This window comes from Sorangium sp. So ce381 (assembly GCF_051473845.1).
In the GTDB taxonomy this organism is placed as follows: domain Bacteria; phylum Myxococcota_A; class Polyangia; order Polyangiales; family Polyangiaceae; genus Sorangium; species Sorangium atrum.
Genome location: NZ_CP150336.1, coordinates 7,306,572 through 7,326,547 on the forward strand (window position 1 = coordinate 7,306,572; position 19,976 = coordinate 7,326,547).

At 70.6% G+C, this 19,976-nt stretch carries 13 protein-coding genes; 5 read left to right on the forward strand and 8 right to left on the reverse strand.

What is annotated here, in order from left to right; translation table 11 throughout:
- Positions 1-6: 6 nt before the first annotated feature.
- Positions 7-1,722, reverse strand: a complete 1,716-nt coding sequence (locus tag WMF29_RS27225; protein ID WP_437323057.1) for a MutS-related protein — start codon at positions 1,720-1,722, stop codon at positions 7-9.
- A 190-nt stretch (positions 1,723-1,912) separates the two neighbouring features.
- Here WMF29_RS27225 and WMF29_RS27230 point away from each other — a divergent pair, with 190 nt between their 5' ends.
- Positions 1,913-2,821, forward strand: a complete 909-nt coding sequence (locus WMF29_RS27230) for a BON domain-containing protein (RefSeq protein WP_437323058.1) — start codon at positions 1,913-1,915, stop codon at positions 2,819-2,821.
- Between the two features lie 76 nt (positions 2,822-2,897).
- Here the strand turns inward: WMF29_RS27230 and WMF29_RS27235 are convergent, their stop codons facing one another.
- The 5 genes from WMF29_RS27235 to WMF29_RS27255 all read right to left on the reverse strand — a co-directional run bounded on the left by WMF29_RS27235 (position 2,898) and on the right by WMF29_RS27255 (position 9,014).
- Positions 2,898-4,520, reverse strand: a complete 1,623-nt coding sequence (locus WMF29_RS27235) for a protein kinase domain-containing protein (protein WP_437323059.1) — start codon at positions 4,518-4,520, stop codon at positions 2,898-2,900.
- A 592-nt stretch (positions 4,521-5,112) separates the two neighbouring features.
- Positions 5,113-6,174, reverse strand: coding sequence for a 3-oxoacyl-ACP synthase III family protein (locus WMF29_RS27240; protein ID WP_437323060.1), 1,062 nt, complete (start codon positions 6,172-6,174; stop codon positions 5,113-5,115).
- A gap of 226 nt (positions 6,175-6,400) precedes the next feature.
- Positions 6,401-7,027: an endonuclease III domain-containing protein gene (locus tag WMF29_RS27245; protein ID WP_437323061.1), complete on the reverse strand. Its 627-nt coding sequence runs from the start codon at positions 7,025-7,027 to the stop codon at positions 6,401-6,403.
- On the reverse strand, positions 7,024-7,779 hold the full coding sequence (locus WMF29_RS27250; protein WP_437323062.1) for a c-type cytochrome: 756 nt from the start codon (positions 7,777-7,779) through the stop codon (positions 7,024-7,026). Before WMF29_RS27250 ends, WMF29_RS27245 begins: the two co-directional genes overlap by 4 nt.
- Positions 7,776-9,014: a YncE family protein gene (locus WMF29_RS27255; RefSeq protein WP_437323063.1), complete on the reverse strand. Its 1,239-nt coding sequence runs from the start codon at positions 9,012-9,014 to the stop codon at positions 7,776-7,778. Before WMF29_RS27255 ends, WMF29_RS27250 begins: the two co-directional genes overlap by 4 nt.
- 267 nt (positions 9,015-9,281) lie before the next feature.
- Between WMF29_RS27255 and WMF29_RS27260 the strand changes: the two genes are divergently transcribed.
- Positions 9,282-10,910: a metallophosphoesterase gene (locus WMF29_RS27260; RefSeq protein WP_437323064.1), complete on the forward strand. Its 1,629-nt coding sequence runs from the start codon at positions 9,282-9,284 to the stop codon at positions 10,908-10,910.
- A 121-nt stretch (positions 10,911-11,031) separates the two neighbouring features.
- On the opposite strand, the gene WMF29_RS27265 is transcribed toward WMF29_RS27260, so the two are convergent.
- Together WMF29_RS27265 and WMF29_RS27270 are read right to left on the reverse strand one after the other, a co-directional pair.
- Positions 11,032-11,772 carry a 4'-phosphopantetheinyl transferase family protein gene (locus tag WMF29_RS27265; protein WP_437323065.1) on the reverse strand — a complete coding sequence of 247 codons (741 nt, stop codon included), beginning with the start codon at positions 11,770-11,772 and terminating at the stop codon, positions 11,032-11,034.
- Positions 11,773-12,612: a metallophosphoesterase family protein gene (locus WMF29_RS27270; RefSeq protein ID WP_437323066.1), complete on the reverse strand. Its 840-nt coding sequence runs from the start codon at positions 12,610-12,612 to the stop codon at positions 11,773-11,775.
- 229 nt (positions 12,613-12,841) lie between these two features.
- On the opposite strand from WMF29_RS27270, the gene gltB reads away from it, so the two are divergent.
- The 3 genes from gltB to WMF29_RS27285 are packed head-to-tail and all read left to right on the forward strand — an operon-like array spanning position 12,842 to position 19,886.
- Positions 12,842-17,449: a glutamate synthase large subunit gene (gene gltB / locus WMF29_RS27275; RefSeq protein ID WP_437323067.1), complete on the forward strand. Its 4,608-nt coding sequence runs from the start codon at positions 12,842-12,844 to the stop codon at positions 17,447-17,449.
- Positions 17,442-18,881, forward strand: coding sequence for a glutamate synthase subunit beta (locus WMF29_RS27280; RefSeq protein WP_437323068.1), 1,440 nt, complete (start codon positions 17,442-17,444; stop codon positions 18,879-18,881). Before gltB ends, WMF29_RS27280 begins: the two co-directional genes overlap by 8 nt.
- Positions 18,882-18,890: 9 nt before the next feature.
- Positions 18,891-19,886 carry an MDR/zinc-dependent alcohol dehydrogenase-like family protein gene (locus tag WMF29_RS27285; protein WP_437323069.1) on the forward strand — a complete coding sequence of 332 codons (996 nt, stop codon included), beginning with the start codon at positions 18,891-18,893 and terminating at the stop codon, positions 19,884-19,886.
- Positions 19,887-19,976: the final 90 nt, after the last annotated feature.

Sequence of the window (19,976 nt, forward strand, 5' to 3'; positions counted from 1 at the left end):
CCGCGCTCAGGCGGGCTCGACCCCGCGGCGGCGGTGTGCGCGCTTGCTGCGCTCGACGAGCGTGACGAGCTCCTCGCGCGTGACCCCGAGCCGCGCCGCCGTCCGGTGCGCGAGCGAGGTCCGGGCGACCCCATCGACGAACTGGTACGTCGGCCACTGCTGCGCGTCGAGCTCGACCTGCAGGAACACGAGCCGATCGACCGGCCGCTCCCGCTCGAGCCGCGCCGCGAGCTCGAGGAAGTGCGTCGTGATGAAGGCCTGAGGGCGGAGCTCCGAGAGGAGCGAGATCACGAGCTGGAAGATCTCCTCGCCTTCCGACGGGTTCGTGCCGGAGCAGAGCTCGTCGAGCACCACCATGTCGCCGACCTGCATCGCCTCGAACAGCGACCTGATGCGGAGCAGCTCCATCCCGAGGCGGCCCTCGCTCTGATCGGCCTGCGCCTGCTCGATCAGCGACACGAAGAGCCCGTGGCACGGCGAGAGGCGCGCCTCCGCGGCGGGCACGAAGAAGCCCGCCTGCCCCATCATCTGGGCCAGCGAGAGCGCCTCGAGCAGCCGGGTCTTCCCCCCCGAGTTCGGCCCGGTCACGATGACGGTCGCGTCGTGGTGATCCGTCGCGATGTCGCACGGGACCGTGCTCGCCGAGCTCGCCAAGAGGAGCGGGTTGAACAGCCCCTTGAGCTCGCGCCCGGGGCCCTCGCCGCGCGCGCCGTGCGCGCCGTTGGAGACGCCCGGCGAGGCGAGCTCGGGCAGGCAGACGGCGAGCCCGGCAGCGCGGGCGCGGTCGCGCAGCGCGAGGCCGGCGAGGTAGAACTCGAGATCTCCGAGCAGCTGGACGAGCGCGACGAGATCGTCCTCGATGCCGTCGAAGACGCTGTTGACGTGGCGGGTGAGCAGCTCGTCGTCGCTGAACCGGTACCCCCTCCACAGCATCACGAGCTTCGTGACGAAGCGCCCGAGCGGCGACTGGTAGAAGCGGTTCTCGCTGTTCTCGCGGATCGACAGGGCGCTCAGATCGCGGACATGGCCGTCGGAGCCGACGCGGATCCGGACATCCAGCGTCGCGATCTCCTCGTCGTACGCGAGCAGATCCGCGAGGCGGCGGTACGCCTCGCTCTCGCGCACGGCCGCGCCGAACGCCGAGAGCCGCGACAGGCCCGAGCGAGCGCCCGCGAACCCACCCGCGAGCGCGTCGAACGCGTCCTTGGCGGCGGCGAGGATGTCCAGCCGGCGCCGGCTGCCTTCGCCGCGAGAGATGGGGATCGTCTCGAGCTGGGCCACGCAGCGGCGCAGCGCCGCGTAGGCGCGCTCGAGATCGCGGCGCTGCGCCTCCGACCCGGTGAGCTCCCGGAAGATCGCGCGCCGGAGCTCGACCGTGTCGCGATCGCTCGGCGGCTGGGAGAGGGCGCGGCCCAGCAGCGCCGGGCTCGGGATGTACGAGCGGCCATCGCTCGTGAAATGGAGGCAGCCCACGATGAGCTCGCGCAGGAAGACGTGCTGCGCGAAGCGGGCTGGATCCCACGTCGACGCGGGCAGCGACGCCGACTCGACGTGCCGATCGAACGCCCCCGCGGGCGCGCCGCCCGCGAACGCGAACGCCAGCGACTCCTTGACCGCCCGCGCGTCGACGCGGAGCGCGGGCCGGTGCGAGAGGAGATCGGGCGCGGCGCGCTGTCCGGGCGGGGCGTCAGGCAGGGCGGGTTCCGGCGGCGCCGCGCTCACGACCTCGAGCCTACTACGATGCGTGGGGCCGGAGCGCTCGTCCGGTGTCCGGTGCCGCCGCCGCGCGGTGGCCAGGGAGGGTCTCGGCATGACCCCGTCGACACGCGCGGCGCGCCGTTGTTCCCGGGCGGCCGGGAACGACCAAGTCCCTGGCACGACGTCTGCCTCGGTGTGCACCTGGAGATGCACCATGAGCTATCGCTGCACGATGAGCAGAATACGCTGGTTCTCCGGCCCAACCGTCCTCGCGCTCGCGCTCGCCGGCACGGCCTGCAGGAGCGAGAGCGAGAGAGCTGAAGGAGCGGTCCGCGAGCCCGCGAACCAGACGGCCAGGAGAGGCGAACCGCCTCCGGGCCCGAACCAGGCGCCCAGCAAAGACCTGCGCGAGCAGGCGGGGCGCGTGGGCGAAAAGGCGGAGCAGCTCGCCCAGGAGGGCAAGGAGCTCGGCAAGGAGGCGAAAGAGCAGGCGGGGCGCGCGGGTGACAAGGCAGAGCAGCTCGCCCGGGAGGGTCAGCAGCTCGGCCAGGAGACGCGCGAGAAGGCCGAGCGTGTGGGCGAAAAGGCAAACCAGCTCGCCGAGCGAGGGCACCAGGCGGGCCGCGACGTCAACGACCAGATGAACAGGGTCGGCGCGCAGACCGGTGCGCTCAAGGACAACCAGGGCGCGCGCCCGCAGTCGGCGCCGCCCGCCGCTCCCAAGGACAAGGCCGCACCGCAGTCGCCACAACAAGGCCAGGCTGAGGGAGCCAAGAAGCAGGACGCGAATGCCGCCGCGATGGAGCGTGACGAGTGGACGAAGGCGGCGAAGGACAACGACTATCAGGTCACCTTCGGCCGCGACGGCTCGGTCATCGCCACGAAGGAGGCGAAGCGGACCGGCGCGCGCCCGTCCGATGAGACGCTCCGCAACGCGGTCGGCGGCAAGCTCGCGGACAGCAAACACGACGCGGTGAAGAAGCTGCACGTCACGGTGCGCGACGGCGTGGTCACGCTGCAAGGCAACGTCGCCAGCGTGAAGGAGGCGACCGAGGCGGTGAAGGAGGCCATGGACGCCGACGGCGTAACCAAGGTGATCGCCTACCTCCATCACGGCTCATGACCCCCGTGAGGCCGTCAACCTAGCCGCGGTCTCAGGCTGCATCCGGTCGCAGACGGCGGATGCACCGCCCGGATCATCAATGCGCGAAGTCCTTGGGGCGGAGCTTGACGGAGCGCTCCACGGCCTCCGCGGGTGAGAGCGCCAGCATGAGCGTCTCATCGAAGCAGTCGGACCTGGACACGACCACGACCTGCGTGCCCACCGGCAGCTCGGTCTTGAGCGGCGTCTTGCCGAGCGTCTTTCCCTTCCAGCTCACGATCGCGTCGGGCGGATCGCTCGAGATCACCACGCTCGCCTTGGGGCCCTCCTCGAGCTTCTTCTCGGCGGCCTCCCCGGCCTCGGCGCCGTGCGAGGCGACCGCGGCCGCAGGAGCGTCGAGGGCGGGCGCGCCCTTGTTCGCGACGTGAACCGCGCCGCCGACCAGCGCGACCAGCGCGGTCAGGGCGGACGCGCCGATGAAGTAACCGCGCTTCGAGGCCGACACGGGACCCGACGTGGTCGCTCGCAGGCTCACCGAATCGCTCACGGGGGTCCTGGGCCGCTCGACGCCCGACGGCCGCTCGACGCCCGACATGCGCTCGATGCCCGACCGGCTGGACTCACCGACATAGGGGAGCCTGCTGCCCGAGCCGGAGCTCGAGGGGGCCATCGCGAGGCCGATGCCGCTCATCGTCACCTGGCTGGAGGCGTCGCCCAGCAGCGACGCGCTGGCCACCCGCTCGATCTGCGCCTTGATCTGCTGGCGAATGGAGGCCCGGCTCTCGGCGAAGATCCCCCGCATGCAGGCGCCGAGGAACTCGCTGCGGACGTCCTCGCCCGACCACTGAAGGTAGTTCTCGAGCACATCGCACATCTCCTGCGCCGTCGCGAAGCGCTTCGATGGCTCGCGCTCGAGGGCCTTCGCGGCGATCTGATCGAGCGCGATGGGGATCCCCGGCACGATGGTGGAGAGCCGCGGGATCTTCCCCAGCAGGAGCTGGTGCATCACGGTGATCTGATCGCCCTCGAACAGCCGCCGCCCGGCGAGGAGCTCCCAGAGCACGACGCCGACCGCGAAGATGTCCGCGCGGCGGTCCACCGTCTTGCCCGCCGTGACCTGCTCGGGCGCCATATACGTCAGCTTGCCCTTGAAGGTCCCGCTCTCGGTGCTGGAGGCGTTGACGACGGCCTTGGCCACGCCGAAATCCACGAGCTTCACCGCGCCCTCGTACGTAATGAAGATGTTGTGCGGCGAGACGTCGCGATGCACGATGCCGAGAGGACGACCATCGAACTCGCAGAGCTCATGCGCGTAATGGAGCCCGCGCAGCACCTCGGCCACGATCCGGATCCACGTGCCGCGGACGAGCCCACCCGTGCCGGACTCCCGCTCGACAGCCGCCTTCATGACGCGCTTCAGCGTCTGGCCCTCCAGGTACTCCATCACAATGAAGTAGCCGTCGCGGTCGCTGCCGACCTCGTAGGTCTGGACGACATTCGGGTGGTTCATGCGGGCCGAGAGCTTGGCCTCGTCCATGAACATGAGGACCTGGCGATCCTCCTCGTCCCCGGAGCTGCGGAGACGCTTGACGACGACCAGCTTGTTCACCGAGGCGGGCCCGTGAGCCATCGCGAGGAAGACGTCTGCCATCCCGCCGCGGCCGAGCTTCGCGATGGGACGATACCGGCCGAGCCCAAGCTGGGTCGGCGTGTCTCTCAAGATCGACGCTCCGTGTTCTCCGATCACACTCACCTCAGTGTGCAAAATTCAACAATTGCGCGTCCGAGTCAATGCGAAGAGTTTGCGTCCTCGCCATCAAGTGAAAACATGCTCCAATGAAGTGAATGGCCCACAACCGTATGAGCAAGAGCGGCGGGAGACGACATTCGAACACACGCGCTCAAGCACTCACGCATTCACACACACTCACGCGCACTCACGCGCACCACACCCCCTCACGTAGCGCACGTAGGTCACGCGCTGCGCTTTAGCTGCTGCGCGCTACCCGCTGCGCTTTACGTGCTGCGTGCGCAATTCGCCGCTGGCCGGGGAGGGGCCGTGCAGTCGAGCCCTGGGGTGGCTCCCTTCCCGGTGGCGCCCGCGCCAGGTCGATCGCATTGGAAACACGGGGTCCGCTGCGGGCGTTGATACAAACGTAACAAGCGATACGCCACGTGCAATCCGTCGCGACACGATCGCACGAAATTTCTGCAGCGTTCCGCACCGGACGCAATGCGCCACGCGCGACCGCCGCGGCTCGACGACGAGGAGGACGATGACGCCTGCGAGCGAGGCGCCGCCGCTCAGCTGCTCAGAGCTTCCAGAGCGCGCAGCCCCAGTGGACACCGGTCCCGAGCGCGAGCACCATGGCCAGTTGCCCTTTCTTCAGCCTTCCGGCGCGCATCTCCTCGTCGACGAGGATGGGCACGGTGGCGCCGCTCGTGTTGCCGAATCGATCGATGTTGCTCGGGAGCTTCTCGACGGGCACGCCGAGGTCCTTGCGAATGTGCTCGTTGATCCGACCGTTCGCCTGGTGCGCCAGGAACACGTCGATCTGCTCGATCGAGAGGCCCTGAGAGGCGCAGAGCTCCCGCGCGGTCGCCGGGAGCTTGGTCACCGCGAACTTGAAGAGCTCGCGACCATCCATGCGGGGGATATGGAGGTCCTCGTCGAACGACGTCGGCTTCCAGTACGGGCGCGAGCGGAAGCCGCCGCCCGGCACGAAGAGGAGCTCGGCGAAGCGTCCATCGGAGCAGATCTTGTTGCCGCGCAGGCCCGCGTCGCGATCGGTCGCGCGGAGGACGAGCGCGCCCGACCCGTCCCCGAACAGGACGGCGAGGTTCCGGTGGCGGTCCGCGTGCGCCCGCGCCTCCGGCGTCGCGGAGCGGCCATTCTTCGGATCGAGCGCCCCCCAGTCCTCCCAGGGCATGAAGCCGGCGTGCGCCTCTGCGCCCACGAACAGGATGGTCTTGGCGGCCCCGGTCTGGATCAGCCCGTCGATCGTCTGGAGGCCGAACAGCATCGCGGCACACTGCTGCCGGATGTCGAGCGCGGGGACGCCCGGAATGCCCAGCTTCGCGCCGAGCAGCGCCCCGGAGCCAGGGAAAATATAGTCCGGCGTCATCGTGGCAAAGAGGATGTAATCGATCTCCGACGGCGCGATGCGCGCCGACTCGATCGCGCGCTTCGCCGCTTCGCACGCGAGATCGCTCACCCCTACGCCATCCGGCGCGTAATGCCGCTGGCGGATACCGGAGCGCTGGTAGATCCACTCGTCGGAGGTCGTGATCACCCGCGCGAGGTCGTCGTTGGTGACAGGTTCTCCGGGCACGTAGTGGCCCGTCCCGATGATCTCAAATCCAATCTTTGTCACAGAGGTGCCTTACTCGAACCGCACGCGGGCGGCGACCCGGAACCGCACCCCCGCACACGACCGCGCCCGGCCGCATCGCGCCGCAGCATGCGGGCGGACGCTCGTCCTCATGAGATCGCCGGGACGTTGCACCGTGCTTGACGTAGGTCGGCCGCCTCGATAGCCTGCCCCGCTGTGCGGGGGGCGTTGTGCCCGGACACCGTCGCCGGCGGCCGCGGAGCCGCGATCATCGTCGGCGTGCGGCCCAGCTGCAGATGGGGCAGCCGGTCATGTCGTGGCGCAGCGCCGGGCAGTGCTCGCGGCCGAAGTAGATGAGCTGCAGGTGCAGCTTGTTCCACTGCTCGGGTGGGAACGTGCGCTTCAGGTCGCGCTCGGTCTCGACGACGTCCCTTCCGGACGACAGCCCCCAGCGGAACGCGAGCCGGTGAATGTGGGTATCGACCGGGAAGGCGGGGTGGCCGAAGGCCTGCGCCATGACCACCGAGGCCGTCTTGTGACCGACCCCCGGCAGGGCCTCCAGGGCCTCGAACGAGGCGGGGACGACGCCGCCGTGCTCGGTCGCGATCCGCTCGCTCAGCTCCTTCAGACGCCGCGCCTTGGTGGGCGCGAACCCGATCCTCCGGATGAGCTGGGCGATCTCCTCGGTGGGCACCGCCGCCATGGCCGCGGGCGTCCGGGCGCGCGCCAGGAGCGCCGGCATCACCGCGTTGACCATCTTGTCCGTCGTCTGGGCGCTGAGCATCACCGCGACGAGCAGCGAATATGGGTCGTCGTGGGCCAGCGGAATGGGCGGGGTCGGGTACAATCGGTCGAGGATCTCGGCGATCCTCGCGGCTTTCTCGGCGCGCTTCACGGGGGCCAGGGCAGCCCGTAGAACGAGAGCAGATCGCCGAGCTCCTCATCGGAGAGGACCTCGCGGGAGAAAGGCGGCATCTGCCCGCCGTAGCCGACGAACCCGCCGTGCCGGACCTTCTCGATGAAGACCAGCCGCCGGTCGGCCTCCGTGTACTCGCCGAGCGGGTGCTCCTTGAGCGTCTGCTCGGGCAGCGCCGGCGCCCGCGGCACGAGCCGGCCATCCCCCGAATGGGCGCGCCCGTGACACGAGGCACAGGCGCGCTCGTGGATGCGTTCGCCGGCTGCCGCGTCGCCGGCCGGGATCTGGCTCAGCTCGTAGACCGGCGTGAAGGGGACGGCCTCGGCTGCGCCTCCATCGCTGGGCAGCGACTCCAGGTACGCATAGATGGCCTGCGCGGCGTCATCGTCCGCGGTCCAGGGCAGATCCTTCGTCATGAAGTAATAGAGGCAATGGTTGATCGCGCCGAGGAGCTCGACCTCCTGCCCGCCCCAGTAATGCGGGCGCTCTACGGCGCCGGCCAGCGGGGCGCCCGGGAGCATGGCGTCGCCCGCGTCCCCGGCGACAGCTTCATGGCACGTCGAGCAGGCATAGTGATTGAAGCGCGTCTCCGCGATCGATGGGTCCCGGAAGAGCGCCGCGCCGTGGTCGACGGCCGTCGCGTCGACGACCTTCGTCTCGGGATCGCCCGGACAGCCGCAGAGGAGCGCCGCGCACGCGAGCGCGGCGGCAAGGCCAAGGGGCACCCTCACGGCGCCTCCGGCGCGACGCGCACGAGCCCGTCGGGATAGAGGCCCACCTCCGTGTCGCTGAGCGTCTCCAGCGTCTCGGGATCCAGCCGGAGCACCTTGCCGGGCGCCGTGCTCCGATCGCCCTCGCAGACGAGGAAGAGCCCGTGCTCCTCGTCGAGCTGCGCGAGGTGCGGCCGCATGCATTCCTCGGCGATGTTCCGGGTGACGACCTCATTGTCGTCCGGGGTGACGCCGATCCGAACGATGGTGTCGGGCACCTGGGTCGGCACGTAGATGGCGCTCCCGTCGGGGGTCCACGCGGCGAAGTAGGGCGCGCCGATCGTGAGGATCTTCCGGGAATCGTCGAACGTCTCCGACGCGACATCGAAGAAGCGCACGTCCCTGCTCTCCGTGCTGCTCACGGCGATGGTCTTCCCGTCGGGCGACATGACGGCCGCGTAGGGTCCGTAGTTGCTGGCATGGGGCGAGGGGTTGGAGGTAGACCCCACGGGCACGCGCTTCACCTCGGCGGAAGGATCGGTCAGATCGACGATCGCGAGCACGTCCTCGCCGTAGCAAGCGACGTAGGCGCGGGCGCCGTCCGGGCGCGAGAGGGCGACTCCGTGGGCGGCCATGCAGACCGGGATGAACACCGGATCGGACGATCCCGAGAGCACGACCTTCTCGGGATCGATCACCGCGAGGGACGAGCGCGCCGCCTCGACGTCGCCGGGGTTGTCGAGCACGCGTTTCAGATCGAAATGAGAGACGACCACGCGCCGGCCGTCCTCCGAGATCACGATGTCGCCCGGGTTGGCCTCGACGCGCACCTGCCCGAGGATGCGCAGATCGTCGAGCGCGAGCTTCTGGACGTAGCCCGCCACCGCGCTCCCGCCGTGCACCGCGTGGGGGCCGATCGCGCCGGCGACGTCAGGGTACGACAGCGCGACGTAGAGCGCGCCGCCCTCGGCGTCCACGGCCACGTGGTGAGGCCCGTCGATCGTCACGGGATCGCGGCCCACGGGGTGGACGCCGAACCGCTCCCCGGTCGCCAGCGAGATAAGAGAGATCGTATCGGAGAGGCTATCGCTCACCACGCCCATTCCGCCCTCCGGAATCGTGATCTCAGGGAGTCGGTCCGGATAGGCGTCGCCCTCGTAGGCGCTGTAGCGGTATTCGATGATGGGCTCGGGATCGCTGCAGCTCACCAGCATCGCCGCCGCGAGCGCGCAACCCAGGAATCGCGAAATGACCATAGATGACCTCGAGACGAGCGTCTCCGGCTCGGACGCGCCGCATCCTAGCAGCCGCCGGCGCGCCGGCCGCGGCTCCGCCCTACCATGGCTCGGCTCGCTCGTGCGCCTCGACGTGACGCTCCGCGGCGGCGCGCTGTGCGACGTGGGACGTACTACGCGCGTTCCGAACCCTCTCTTCCTCGGTCGGCACCGGCCCTCAACGGCAACGCTACCGCGTGGGTGAACATTTCTTGATCAGGCGCTGTCGTGTTGTCATGTAAGGAAGCGATGAGACAGACACGAGCGGTGGGCGTCACAACACTGGAGCCCGGTCGGCTGCGGATCGCGCGAGCGCGCCGAGGTCGCCCCGCGGCGCGCTTCTTTTTTTCGTCTCTTGCGTCCCTTGCGCTCGCGGCGTGCGCGGAGGAGGAATCCATCGCTCCGGCGCTGCTCCCTGCGCCGGTGCCGCTGCCAGCGCTCCGCGGCGCGCCGCCGCTGACGACCGCTCGCACCTGGGCGCCGCGCGCCGCGGTGGCCAATCCACCGGACAGGAACCCCGCTGTCCCGGCGGAGATCGAGCAGATGCTCGCGGAGGGCTACGGCGAGCTCGAGAGCGGGCCGGGGCAGTCGCTCGCCCCCGCGACGCTCGACGACACCCCTCCACCGCCGCGCGGCAAGCGGTCGAGGCTCCTGACGAGGTTCGTCCACCTCGCCGACACCCAGCTCGCAGACGACGAGTCGCCCGCCCGGCTGGCGCTCTTCGACTCGCCCGGCGTGTTCGCGTCGGCGTTCCGCCCGCAGGAAGGGCACGAGTGCCGGATCCTCAACGCCGCCGTCCGCACGATCAACGCGCTCCATCGGAGCACGCCGATCGACTTCGTCCTGCTCGGCGGCGACAACGCCGACAGCGCGCAGACGAACGAGATCGCGTGGTTCTCGGCCATCCTCGACGGCGCCGAGCGCGTCGAGTGCGACTCGGGCGCTGACGACGACCCCGTGCCAGGCCCCGACAACGATCCCAAGGATCCGTTCTTCGCCGAGGGGCTGCTCATGCCCTGGCGGTGGGTGACCGGCAACCACGATGTCCTGCACCAGGGGAACTTCCCGGTGCACACGCGCGCCGAGCTCGCGACGGGGAGCTGGTCGGACGGCGGGACGCGCGACTGGTCTCTCCCCGGCGCTCCGGTGATCACAGGCAACGTCGTCCCCGACCCGAGGAGAGCGCTCCTGAGCCGCCCCGATCTGCTCGATCGGGTCGCGGCGACCGGCGACGGGCACGGGATCGGGCCCGACGAGCGCGCGTACGGGAAAGCGTTCTACGAGTTCGACATCGAGGACACCCCCCTTCGCGTCATCGTGCTCGATACGGCCGCCGAGACGGGCGGGCCGAACGGCGTGATCCTCCAGGACGACGTCGATCGGTTCATCCGGCCCGCGCTCGACCGCGCGAAGCGCGAGCGCAGGTGGGTCATCCTCACGTCCCACCACGCCTCGCGCTCGCTCGGGGACGGCTCCTTCGCCGCGACGGGCACCCCCGCCGTGCCCGGCGCGATCGACGTCGAGGCGTGGCAGTCGCTCGTCGGCGGCTACGACAACGTCCTGCTCCACCTCGCCGGACACACCCACGTGCACCGGGTGACCCGGGTCTCTCCAGCCGGCGGGCACGCGTACTGGGAGCTCGAGACCTCCGCGCTCGCCGACTACCCCCATCAGGGCCGCGTCATCGAGATCTGGGACGAGGACGACGGCTCCGTCGCCATCCGGGGCGCCGCCCTCGACTACGCCGTCGACGACGACCCGATCGCCGCCGAAGGGCGCCGCCGGGCCGTCGTGGACGTCACCTCCGGCTTCGGCGACGACGGCCGCGGAGAGCCCTCGTGGCGCAACGTCGAGCTCTGGGTCGCGCGGCCTGACTGACCTCGCGCGCCGCGCGCGGGGGCCGCGGGCGCGCCGGCCCAGCCAGCCGGAGGCCTGCCAGAGAGGGATGCGCGTCGGCGCCGCCGCGCGGCGGGCTCGCGCGGACGGCCCCAGCCGCCGCTCATCCGCCGTCGCGCAGCGGCACCGTCTCCCTCAGCTCGATCGACAGCGGGGGTCCGCCCCCGCTGCGGATCGCGGCGGCCATCGTGTGCCGCGCCGAGGGCTGGTAGAGCGCGAACTGCCAGGCCGAGCGATCATCGCCGAGCCGCGGATCGAACGAGATGCCGATCGCCGGCCCGTCGTCCAGGTGGAACGAGAACTGATCGAGCGGGATCGCGAGCCCCATCCCGCGCGCCTTGATGTACGACTCCTTGAGCGTCCAGTACTCGAAGAAGCGCGCGCGCTGCCTCTCCGGCGGCAGCGCGCGCAGCGCCCTCACCTCGCCTGGCGAGAAGAAGCGGTCGGCGATGTCCACCGCGCTGCTCGCGCGCTCGGTGTCCTCGACGTCGACGCCCACGTCGCGATCCAGCGCGACCAGGCAGGCGATCAGCCCCCGCGTGTTCGACAGGTTGAACCGGATCGGCGGCACCCCCGGAGGTCCGGCGATCTGCGGGCGGCCAAATTCGTTCCGGACGAACGACCACGCCTCGGGCGCGACGTTCGCGTACTTCGAGAGGACCGTGCGCACGAGGGCGCGGGTGAGCAGGTACTCGTGCCGGTTCTCGGCGAACAGGAAGCGCGCCTGCTGCGCCGCCTCGTCAGGCGCCATCAGCCGGTGGTACGCCGCGAGCAACGCCTCGTCGCGAGCTGCGTCGCAGAAGACGTACCAGAGGTGCGCGGCGCCGGGGCCGATCGTGAGCATCTACATCCTCGGCGGAGCCGCGCCTGCAGGGCCCGGGAGGATCTCCCGCAGACAGCTGTCGGCGCTGCGCTCGATGGGCCGCTGGCGAGGATATCCGAACGACACCTCCTCGAAACGAACACCGTCGATCCAGTCGGTGCGGGGGATGTGGAGGTGCCCTGACACGACCACCCGCGCGCGGAACCGCGTGTGCCAGTCGTGGGTGCGACGCGTCCCGCACCAGATCGAGAAGCGCGGGATGAGCCGCAGCCGCACGAGCTCTTCGCGCAGCGGGAAGTGGTTGATGAGCACCGTGGGGCGCCCCCCGATCGCGTCGAGGCGGGCCTCGGTCGCGGCGAGGCGGGCCCGGCACCACTCGGGCCGGCTCGCGTAGGGGGCCGGGTCGAGCAGCTCCTCATCGCTGCAGAGGACGCCGCTCTCCATGGCCCACGCCACCGCGTCGCGCTCGGGCACGCCGTCCGGCCGGAAGCTGTAGTCGTAGAGCAGGAACATCGGCGCCAGCACGTGAGGTCCGCCCTCGCCGTCCCAGAGCACGTAGGGGTCTTCCGGCGTGAGCACGCCGCGGCTCCGACACAGCTCGACCAGCCGCTCGTACCGTGCCTGGCCGCGCGGACCGCCGCGCTCACTCGGCATCGTATAGAGCTCGTGGTTGCCCGGCGTCCACACGAGCCGCTTGAACCGCGGGCCCAGGGTCTCGAGGACGTAGATGAGGTGCTGCTCCGTCTCCCCGAGATCACCGGCGAGGATGAGCCAGTCGCTCGGCCGCGGCGTGATGCGCTCGATGGCCCACCGGTTCTCCGCATACCCGACGTGGAGATCGCTGAGTGCGAAGAGCTTCATCCGAATACCGCGCCGCCGGAGGCCGGGCCGGCACGCCGGCCGCAACCACCCACACCACGGCCGACGACGGGCGTCCACTGCCGAGCGCCGCCGCCGGGCGGAGCGGCCCCCGGCCAAGGTGACACCTCTCCCCCATTTTGCGCCCGGTTCCGCGGCTCCTGGCGCGCCGCATTAAACTAGGGCTCCAATCCTTGTGCCACATGTGCTACGCGCGTGTGAAGTCAGCACCATGCCTCTGCCCCAACGACAAGGTCTTTACGATCCGGCTTTCGAACACGACGCATGCGGTCTCGGATTCGTCGCCACGCTCCGCCGTGAAGCGACGCACGAGGTCGTTTGCCAAGCGCTCGAGATCCTCGAAAATCTAACCCACCGCGGCGCCGCTGGCTGCGACCCCTGCACCGGCGATGGCGCGGGCGTCCTCCTCCAGATCCCGCACGAGCTGTACGCCACGTCCCTGGCCGCGCTTGGCATCGCGCTGCCTGCTCCCGGCGACTACGCCGTCGCGACGGCGTTCTTCTCCCAGCTCCCGTCGCGGCGCCGCCAGTGCGAGGCGATCCTCGAGGCCGCGGTCGTGCACCACGGACAGCGCGTCCTCGGCTGGCGCGACGTCCCCATCGACGACGCGGCGCTCGGCCCGATCGCGCGCGACTCGCGCCCCGCGATCCGCCAGCTGTTCATCGGCAGGGTCGCGCCTCGCCAGTCCTTCGAGCAGGTCCTCTATGCGATCCGCAAGCGCGCCGGCCGCGCCGCCAACGCCGACGACTTCTACATCACGTCCTGCTCGTCGCGGACGGTCGTCTACAAGGGCCTGATGCTCGCGGAGCAGGTCGCGGCGTTCTACCCCGATCTGTCCGACAAGCGCACCGTGTCGCGGCTCGCGATGGTGCACTCGCGCTTCTCCACGAACACCTTCCCCACGTGGGAGCGCGCGCACCCGTACCGGGTCATCGCGCACAACGGCGAGATCAACACCGTGCGCGGCAACACCGCGTGGATGTCGGCGCGCGAGGCGCTGCTGAAGAGCGATGTCTTCGCGAACGCGATCGAGGACTTCAAGCCGATCATCCGCCCGGGCGGCTCCGACTCGTCGGCGCTCGACAACGTGGTCGACTTCCTGCTCGCGAGCGGCCGCTCGCTGCCCCACGTGATGATGATGCTCGTGCCCGAGGCCTGGGCGCTCGACCCGGACATGTCGGCCGAGAAGAAGGCGTTCTACGAGTACCACGGCTGTCTGATCGAGCCGTGGGACGGCCCCGCGGCGCTGTGCTTCACGGACGGACGGCTGATCGGCGCGACGCTCGACCGGAACGGGCTGCGCCCCGCGAAGTACGTCGTGACGAGCGACGGGCTCGTCGTGCTCGCGAGCGAGTTCGGAGTGCTCGACATCGAGCCGGCGCGCGTCATCCAGAAGGGGCGCCTCCAGCCGGGCAAGATGTTCCTCGTCGACACGACCGAGGGCCGCGTCGTCAGCGACGACGAGATCAAGCGCCGCGTCGCGACGCAGAAGCCGTACGCGGCGTGGGTCGCCGAGAATAAGATCGATCTGCGCGCCCTCGAGGACGTGCCGAGCCTCTACACCATCCCGCACGCGGACCTCCGGGGCCTGCAGCAGGCGTTCGGCTACACCGAGGAGGACCTGCGGATGATCCTCGGGCCGATGGCCACCCTCGGCGAGGAGCCGGTGGGCTCGATGGGCATCGACATCCCGCTCGCCGTCCTCTCCGAGAAGCCCCAGCTGCTCTTCCGCTACTTCAAGCAGCTGTTCGCGCAGGTCACGAACCCGCCGATCGACCCGCTCCGCGAGGAGATCGTGATGTCGCTCGTGAGCTGCGTCGGCGGCGAGGGCAACCTCCTCGAGGAGACGCCCCGCCAGTGCCGGATGCTCGAGCTGCCGCACCCGATCCTCACGCAGGACGACCTGTCGAAGCTGCGGAAGAACGTCTTCCCCGACTTTCGCGCGGCCACGCTCCCCATGTACTTCCCGGTCGACGGCGACCCGGAGGACAACCTGCGCGCCGCGCTCGCGAAGCTCTGCAAGGACGCGAGCCGCGCGATCGCCGACGGCGCGAGCATCCTCATCCTCAGCGACCGCGGCATCGACGAGACGCTCGCCCCCATCCCGAGCCTGCTCGCGGTGGGCGCCGTGCACCACCACCTCATCAACGAGGGGGCGCGCACGCGCGCGGGCATCATCGTCGAGACCGGCGAGGCGCGCGAGGTCGGCCACATGGCGCTTCTCATCGGCTACGGCGCCGGCGCGGTGAACCCGTACCTCGCGTTCGAGTCGATCGCGGCGATGTGCCGCGACAAGACCCTCGGCGCCGATCTCTCGCCGACCGCGGCGGGCTCGCGGTACGTGAAGGGGCTCAAGAAGGGCATCCTGAAGATCATGTCGAAGATGGGGATCAGCGCGCTCTCCAGCTACCAGGGCGCGCAGATCTTCGAGGCGATCGGCATCGATCAGCTCGTCATCGACGCGTACTTCACCGGCACGGCGTCGCGCGTCCGCGGCGTCGGGCTGCGCGAGATCGCGGAGGAGGCGCTCGCGCGCCACCACGCGGCGTACGGCGAGCGGGCGCGCGCGCACCTCGACGTCGGCGGCCACCACCACTTCCGCGTGTCCGGCGAGCGGCACCTCTGGACGCCGCAGTCGATCGCCTCGCTCCAGCGGGCGGTCCGCCTCGACGACGCGAAGAGCTACGCCGAGTACGCCTCCGTCATCAACGAGCAGCAGGAGCACCCGATGTCGCTCCGCGGCCTGTGGGACTTCAGGCCCGCGGGCCCGCCGGTGCCGATCGAGGAGGTCGAGCCCGCCGCCTCGATCGTGAAGCGCTTCGCCACGGGCGCCATGTCCTTCGGGAGCATCTCGAAGGAGGCGCACGAGACGCTCGCGATCGCGATGAACCGCATCGGCGCGCGGTCGAACACCGGCGAGGGCGGCGAGGACCCGGTGCGCTTCCTGCGGCTGCCGAACGGCGACTCGAAGCGGAGCGCGGTGAAGCAGGTCGCCTCGGCGCGGTTCGGCGTCACGGCCGAGTACCTCGTGAACGCCGACGAGCTGCAGATCAAGATGGCGCAGGGGGCCAAGCCCGGCGAGGGCGGCCAGCTCCCGGGCCACAAGGTCGACGCGGTGATCGCGAAGGTGCGCCACTCGACGCCCGGCGTGACGCTGATCTCGCCGCCGCCGCACCACGACATCTACTCGATCGAGGATCTGGCGCAGCTCATCTTCGACCTGAAGAACATCAACTCGAAGGCGCGCATCAGCGTGAAGCTCGTCGCCGAGGCGGGCGTCGGCACCATCGCCGCGGGCGTCGTGAAGGCGCACGCCGACGTGGTGCTGATCAGCGGCGACTCGGGCGGCACCGGCGCCTCCCCGCTCACGTCGATCCACCACGCGGGCGTCGCGTGGGAGCTCGGCCTCGCCGAGGCGCACCAGGTGCTCGTGATGAACGGGCTCCGGGGCCGCGCCATCGTGCAGACCGACGGCAAGCTGATGACGGGCCGCGACGTCGCGTTCGCCGCGCTGCTCGGCGCCGAGGAGTTCGGCTTCTCCACGGCGCCGCTCGTCGCGACCGGCTGCATCATGATGCGCAAGTGCCACCTCAACACCTGCCCGGTCGGCATCGCCACGCAGGACCCTGAGCTCCGCAAGAAGTTCACGGGCGCGCCGGAGCACGTCATCAACTTCTTCTTCTACGTGGCCGAGGAGCTCCGGCAGATCATGGCGCGCCTGGGCTTCCGCACGCTGACCGAGATGGTCGGGCGCTCCGACTGCATCGTGCAGCGGACCACCGGGCTCCACCCGAAGGCGAGGAAGATCGACTGCTCCGAGGTGCTGTACCGCCCGAAGGAGGCGCTCACGAGCCCGACCCACTGCGTGGAGCTGCAGGACCACAAGCTCGACCGGGTGCTCGACCTCAAGCTGATCGAGAAGGCGCGCGCGACGATCGACGGCGGGCCGTCCGTCGTCATCGAGACCCGCGTGAAGAACTCGGATCGGACGCTCGGCGCGATGCTGAGCGGCGAGATCGCGCGCCGCCACGGCAGCGCCGGGCTCCCCGAGGACAGCATCGTGGTCAAGTGCGCCGGCAGCGCCGGCCAGAGCTTCGGCGCCTTCGCCTCGCGGGGCATGACGCTCGAGCTCGAAGGCGACGCGAACGACTACGTCGGCAAGGGCCTCTCGGGCGGCGTCGTCGCGGTGCGGCCGCCGCGCGAGGCGCCGTTCCGGCCGGACGACCAGGTCATCGTGGGCAACGTCGTGCTGTACGGCGCGACGGGCGGCCGCGCGTTCTTCAACGGCCGCGCGGGCGAGCGCTTCGCGGTCAGGAACAGCGGGGCCACCACCGTCGTCGAGGGCGTGGGCGACCACGGTTGCGAGTACATGACGGGCGGCACCGTGATCATCCTCGGCACCACCGGCCGCAACTTCGGGGCCGGCATGAGCGGCGGGCTCGCCTACGTCTTCGACGAGGATGCGCTCTTCGAGGCGCGCTGCAACAAGGAGATGGTGCAGCTCGAGACGATGACCGCCGCCGACGCCGAGTCGGTGCGGGCGCTGCTCGAGGAGCACGTGCGGCGCACGGGCAGCCGGAAGGCCATCGAGCTGCTCGAGTCCTGGCAGGCCGTCCTGTCGAAGTTCGTGAAGGTCGTCCCGAGCGAGTACCGCCGCGCCCTGGAGGCCGCGGCGTCGCCCGCGACGAACGGGGCGGACGGGTCGGACAGGCTCGTGTCTCTCCTTTCTCCTTCCACCCCCTATGTTTCCACTGGACGTTACATCCCCGCCAACGCGGGTCCCCTGAGCACGGGAGAGAGGTCGGCCGCCCATGGGTAAGGTACGAGGCTTCCTCGAGATCCAGCGGGTCGACATCAAGAAGCGACCCGTCTCCGAGCGTTTGAACGACTGGCAGGAGTTCGAGCTCCCGGTCCCCGACGCCGAGCTGCGCGATCAGGCAGCGCGGTGCATGGACTGCGGCATCCCGTTCTGTCACGACGGGTGTCCGCTCGGGAACCTGATCCCCGACTGGAACGATCACATGTTCCGCGAGCGCCTCCCCGAGGCGATCGCGTCGCTCGACGCGACGAACAACTTCCCCGAGTTCACCGGGCGCGTGTGCCCCGCCCCTTGCGAGGCGGGGTGCGTGCTGAACATCGAGGGCAAGCCGGTCACCATCAAGAACGTCGAGCGCGCCATCGCGGATCGCGCGTTCGACCGGAACCTGGTGGCGCCTGTCATCGCGAAGCAGCGCACGGGCAAGAAGGTCGCGGTGGTCGGCTCGGGGCCCGCCGGGCTCGCTGCTGCCCAGCAGCTCGCGCGCAAGGGCCACGACGTGACGCTCTTCGAGCGCGACGATCGCATCGGCGGCCTGCTCCGGTACGGCATCCCCGACTTCAAGATGGAGAAGCACCTCATCGATCGGCGCATGGAGCAGATGCAGGCCGAGGGGGTGACCTTCCGCACGGGCGTCCACGTCGGCGTCGACATCACCGGCGACGCCCTGCGCGAGCAGTACGACGCGGTCGTGCTGTGCGGCGGGGCGCGCCGGCCGCGCGACCTGCCGGTGCCCGGCCGGGACCTGAAGGGCGTCCATTTCGCGATGGATTTCCTGACCCAGCAGAACAAGCGGGTCGCCGGCGACGTGATCCCCGACAGCGAGGCGATCTTCGCGACGGACAAGCGGGTGGTCGTCATCGGCGGCGGCGACACCGGCTCCGACTGCGTCGGCACGAGCCACCGCCACCGCGCGGCGCACGTGACGCAGCTCGAGCTCCTCCCCCGCCCCCCCGAGCAGCGCTCGCTGACGAACCCGTGGCCCGCGTGGCCGCTCATCCTCCGCACCTCGTCCTCCCACGAGGAGGGCGGCGAGCGCGACTGGTCGGTGTCGACCACCGCGTTCCTCGGGGACGAGCACGGGCACGTCCGCGCGCTCCAGGCGACGCGGGTGAAGCTGGAAGGCGGGAAGTTCGTGCCGGTCCCGGGCAGCGAGTTCGAGATCCCGTGCGAGCTCGTCCTGCTCGCGATGGGCTTCGTCGGCTCGGAGCGCGAGGGGCTGCTCGAGCAGCTCAGCGTCGAGATGGACCAGCGCGGCAACGTGAAGGCCCACGGCGGGCGCACCAGCGTGGAGGGCGTCTTCGCCGCCGGCGACATGTCGCGCGGCCAGAGCCTCGTCGTCTGGGCCATCGCCGAGGGGCGCAAGGCCGCTGACGCGGTCGACGCGTACCTGATGCAGCCGGCGAAGCGCCGGCTGGCGCTCGCGGCGGGCTAGAGCTCGACCGTGCGAGCGCTGGTCTGGGACGGAACGGCCGCGCGCGTCATCGACCGCGACCCCCCCTCGACCACGGCCGGCATGGCCGTGGTCGAGGTGCGGTGCGCCGGGATCTGCAACACGGATCTCGAGATCATCAAAGGTTACATGGGGTTCCGCGGCACGCTCGGGCACGAGTTCGTCGGCGACGTCGTGGAGGGCCCGGCCGCCTGGCTCGGCCGCCGCGTGGTGGGCGAGATCAACTTCGCGTGCGGCCGCTGCGAGCTCTGCGCGCGCGGGCTGGGCAGGCACTGCCCGACGCGCACCGTCATGGGCATCGTCGGCGCCGACGGCGCGCTGGCGGAGCGCGTCGCGGTGCCCGTGGCGAACCTCCACGCCGTGGCCGACAAGGTCGACGACGACGAGGCGGTCTTCGCGGAGCCACTCGCGGCGGCGTTCGCGATCCTGGAGCAGGTGCGTGTGTCGCCGGGCACGCCGGCGCTCGTGTTCGGCGACGGGAAGCTCGGCCTGCTCATCGCGCAGGTGCTCCATCAGGCTGGCGCCCGCGTCCTCGCGGTCGGCAAGCACGAGGAGAAGCTCGCCCTGCTGCGCGCGCAGGGCATCGCTACCGAGCTCGTTCGCCCGGAGCCCTCGGGCCAGGCCGGCGCCGGCGCCTCTCCGCCTCAGGGCGCCTGGGCCGGAGATCCGGCCGAGCTGGTGGTCGAGGCCACCGGCACCGCCGAGGGGTTCGTGAGGGCGGTCCGCGCGACCCGGCCCAGGGGCACGCTCGTGCTCAAGAGCACGGTAGCCGGGCTCTCCAGCGTCCACCTCGCGGAGCTCGTCATCAACGAGATCACCGTCGTCGGGTCGCGCTGCGGGCTGTTCGGGCCAGCGCTGCGCGCCCTCGAGGCCCGGACCGTCGATGTCCGCCCCCTCGTGTCGGCGCGACTCCCGCTGGAGCGCGCCGCGGAGGCGCTGGCGGCCGCGGCGGCGCCTGGCGCCCTCAAGGTGCTCGTCACCTGCTGAGCTCGGCGAGCTCGCCGCTCGCTGGCTGTCAGCTGCTCGTCCGGGTACCCCGCGGCCAGCGCGGCATGTCCGCCGAGCGGGTTGCGTGAG

What these genes read in the sequence shown, in the direction of transcription:
- WMF29_RS27230 (WP_437323058.1), top strand. Translation starts at nt 1,913, where the DNA reads ATGAGCTATCGCTGCACGATGAGCAGAATACGCTGGTTCTCCGGCCCA.
- WMF29_RS27270 (WP_437323066.1), bottom strand. Translation starts at nt 12,612, where the DNA reads ATGAAGCTCTTCGCACTCAGCGATCTCCACGTCGGGTATGCGGAGAAC.
- WMF29_RS27280 (WP_437323068.1), top strand. Translation starts at nt 17,442, where the DNA reads ATGGGTAAGGTACGAGGCTTCCTCGAGATCCAGCGGGTCGACATCAAG.
- WMF29_RS27260 (WP_437323064.1), top strand. Translation starts at nt 9,282, where the DNA reads ATGAGACAGACACGAGCGGTGGGCGTCACAACACTGGAGCCCGGTCGG.
- WMF29_RS27255 (WP_437323063.1), bottom strand. Translation starts at nt 9,014, where the DNA reads ATGGTCATTTCGCGATTCCTGGGTTGCGCGCTCGCGGCGGCGATGCTG.
- WMF29_RS27265 (WP_437323065.1), bottom strand. Translation starts at nt 11,772, where the DNA reads ATGCTCACGATCGGCCCCGGCGCCGCGCACCTCTGGTACGTCTTCTGC.
- gltB (WP_437323067.1), top strand. Translation starts at nt 12,842, where the DNA reads ATGCCTCTGCCCCAACGACAAGGTCTTTACGATCCGGCTTTCGAACAC.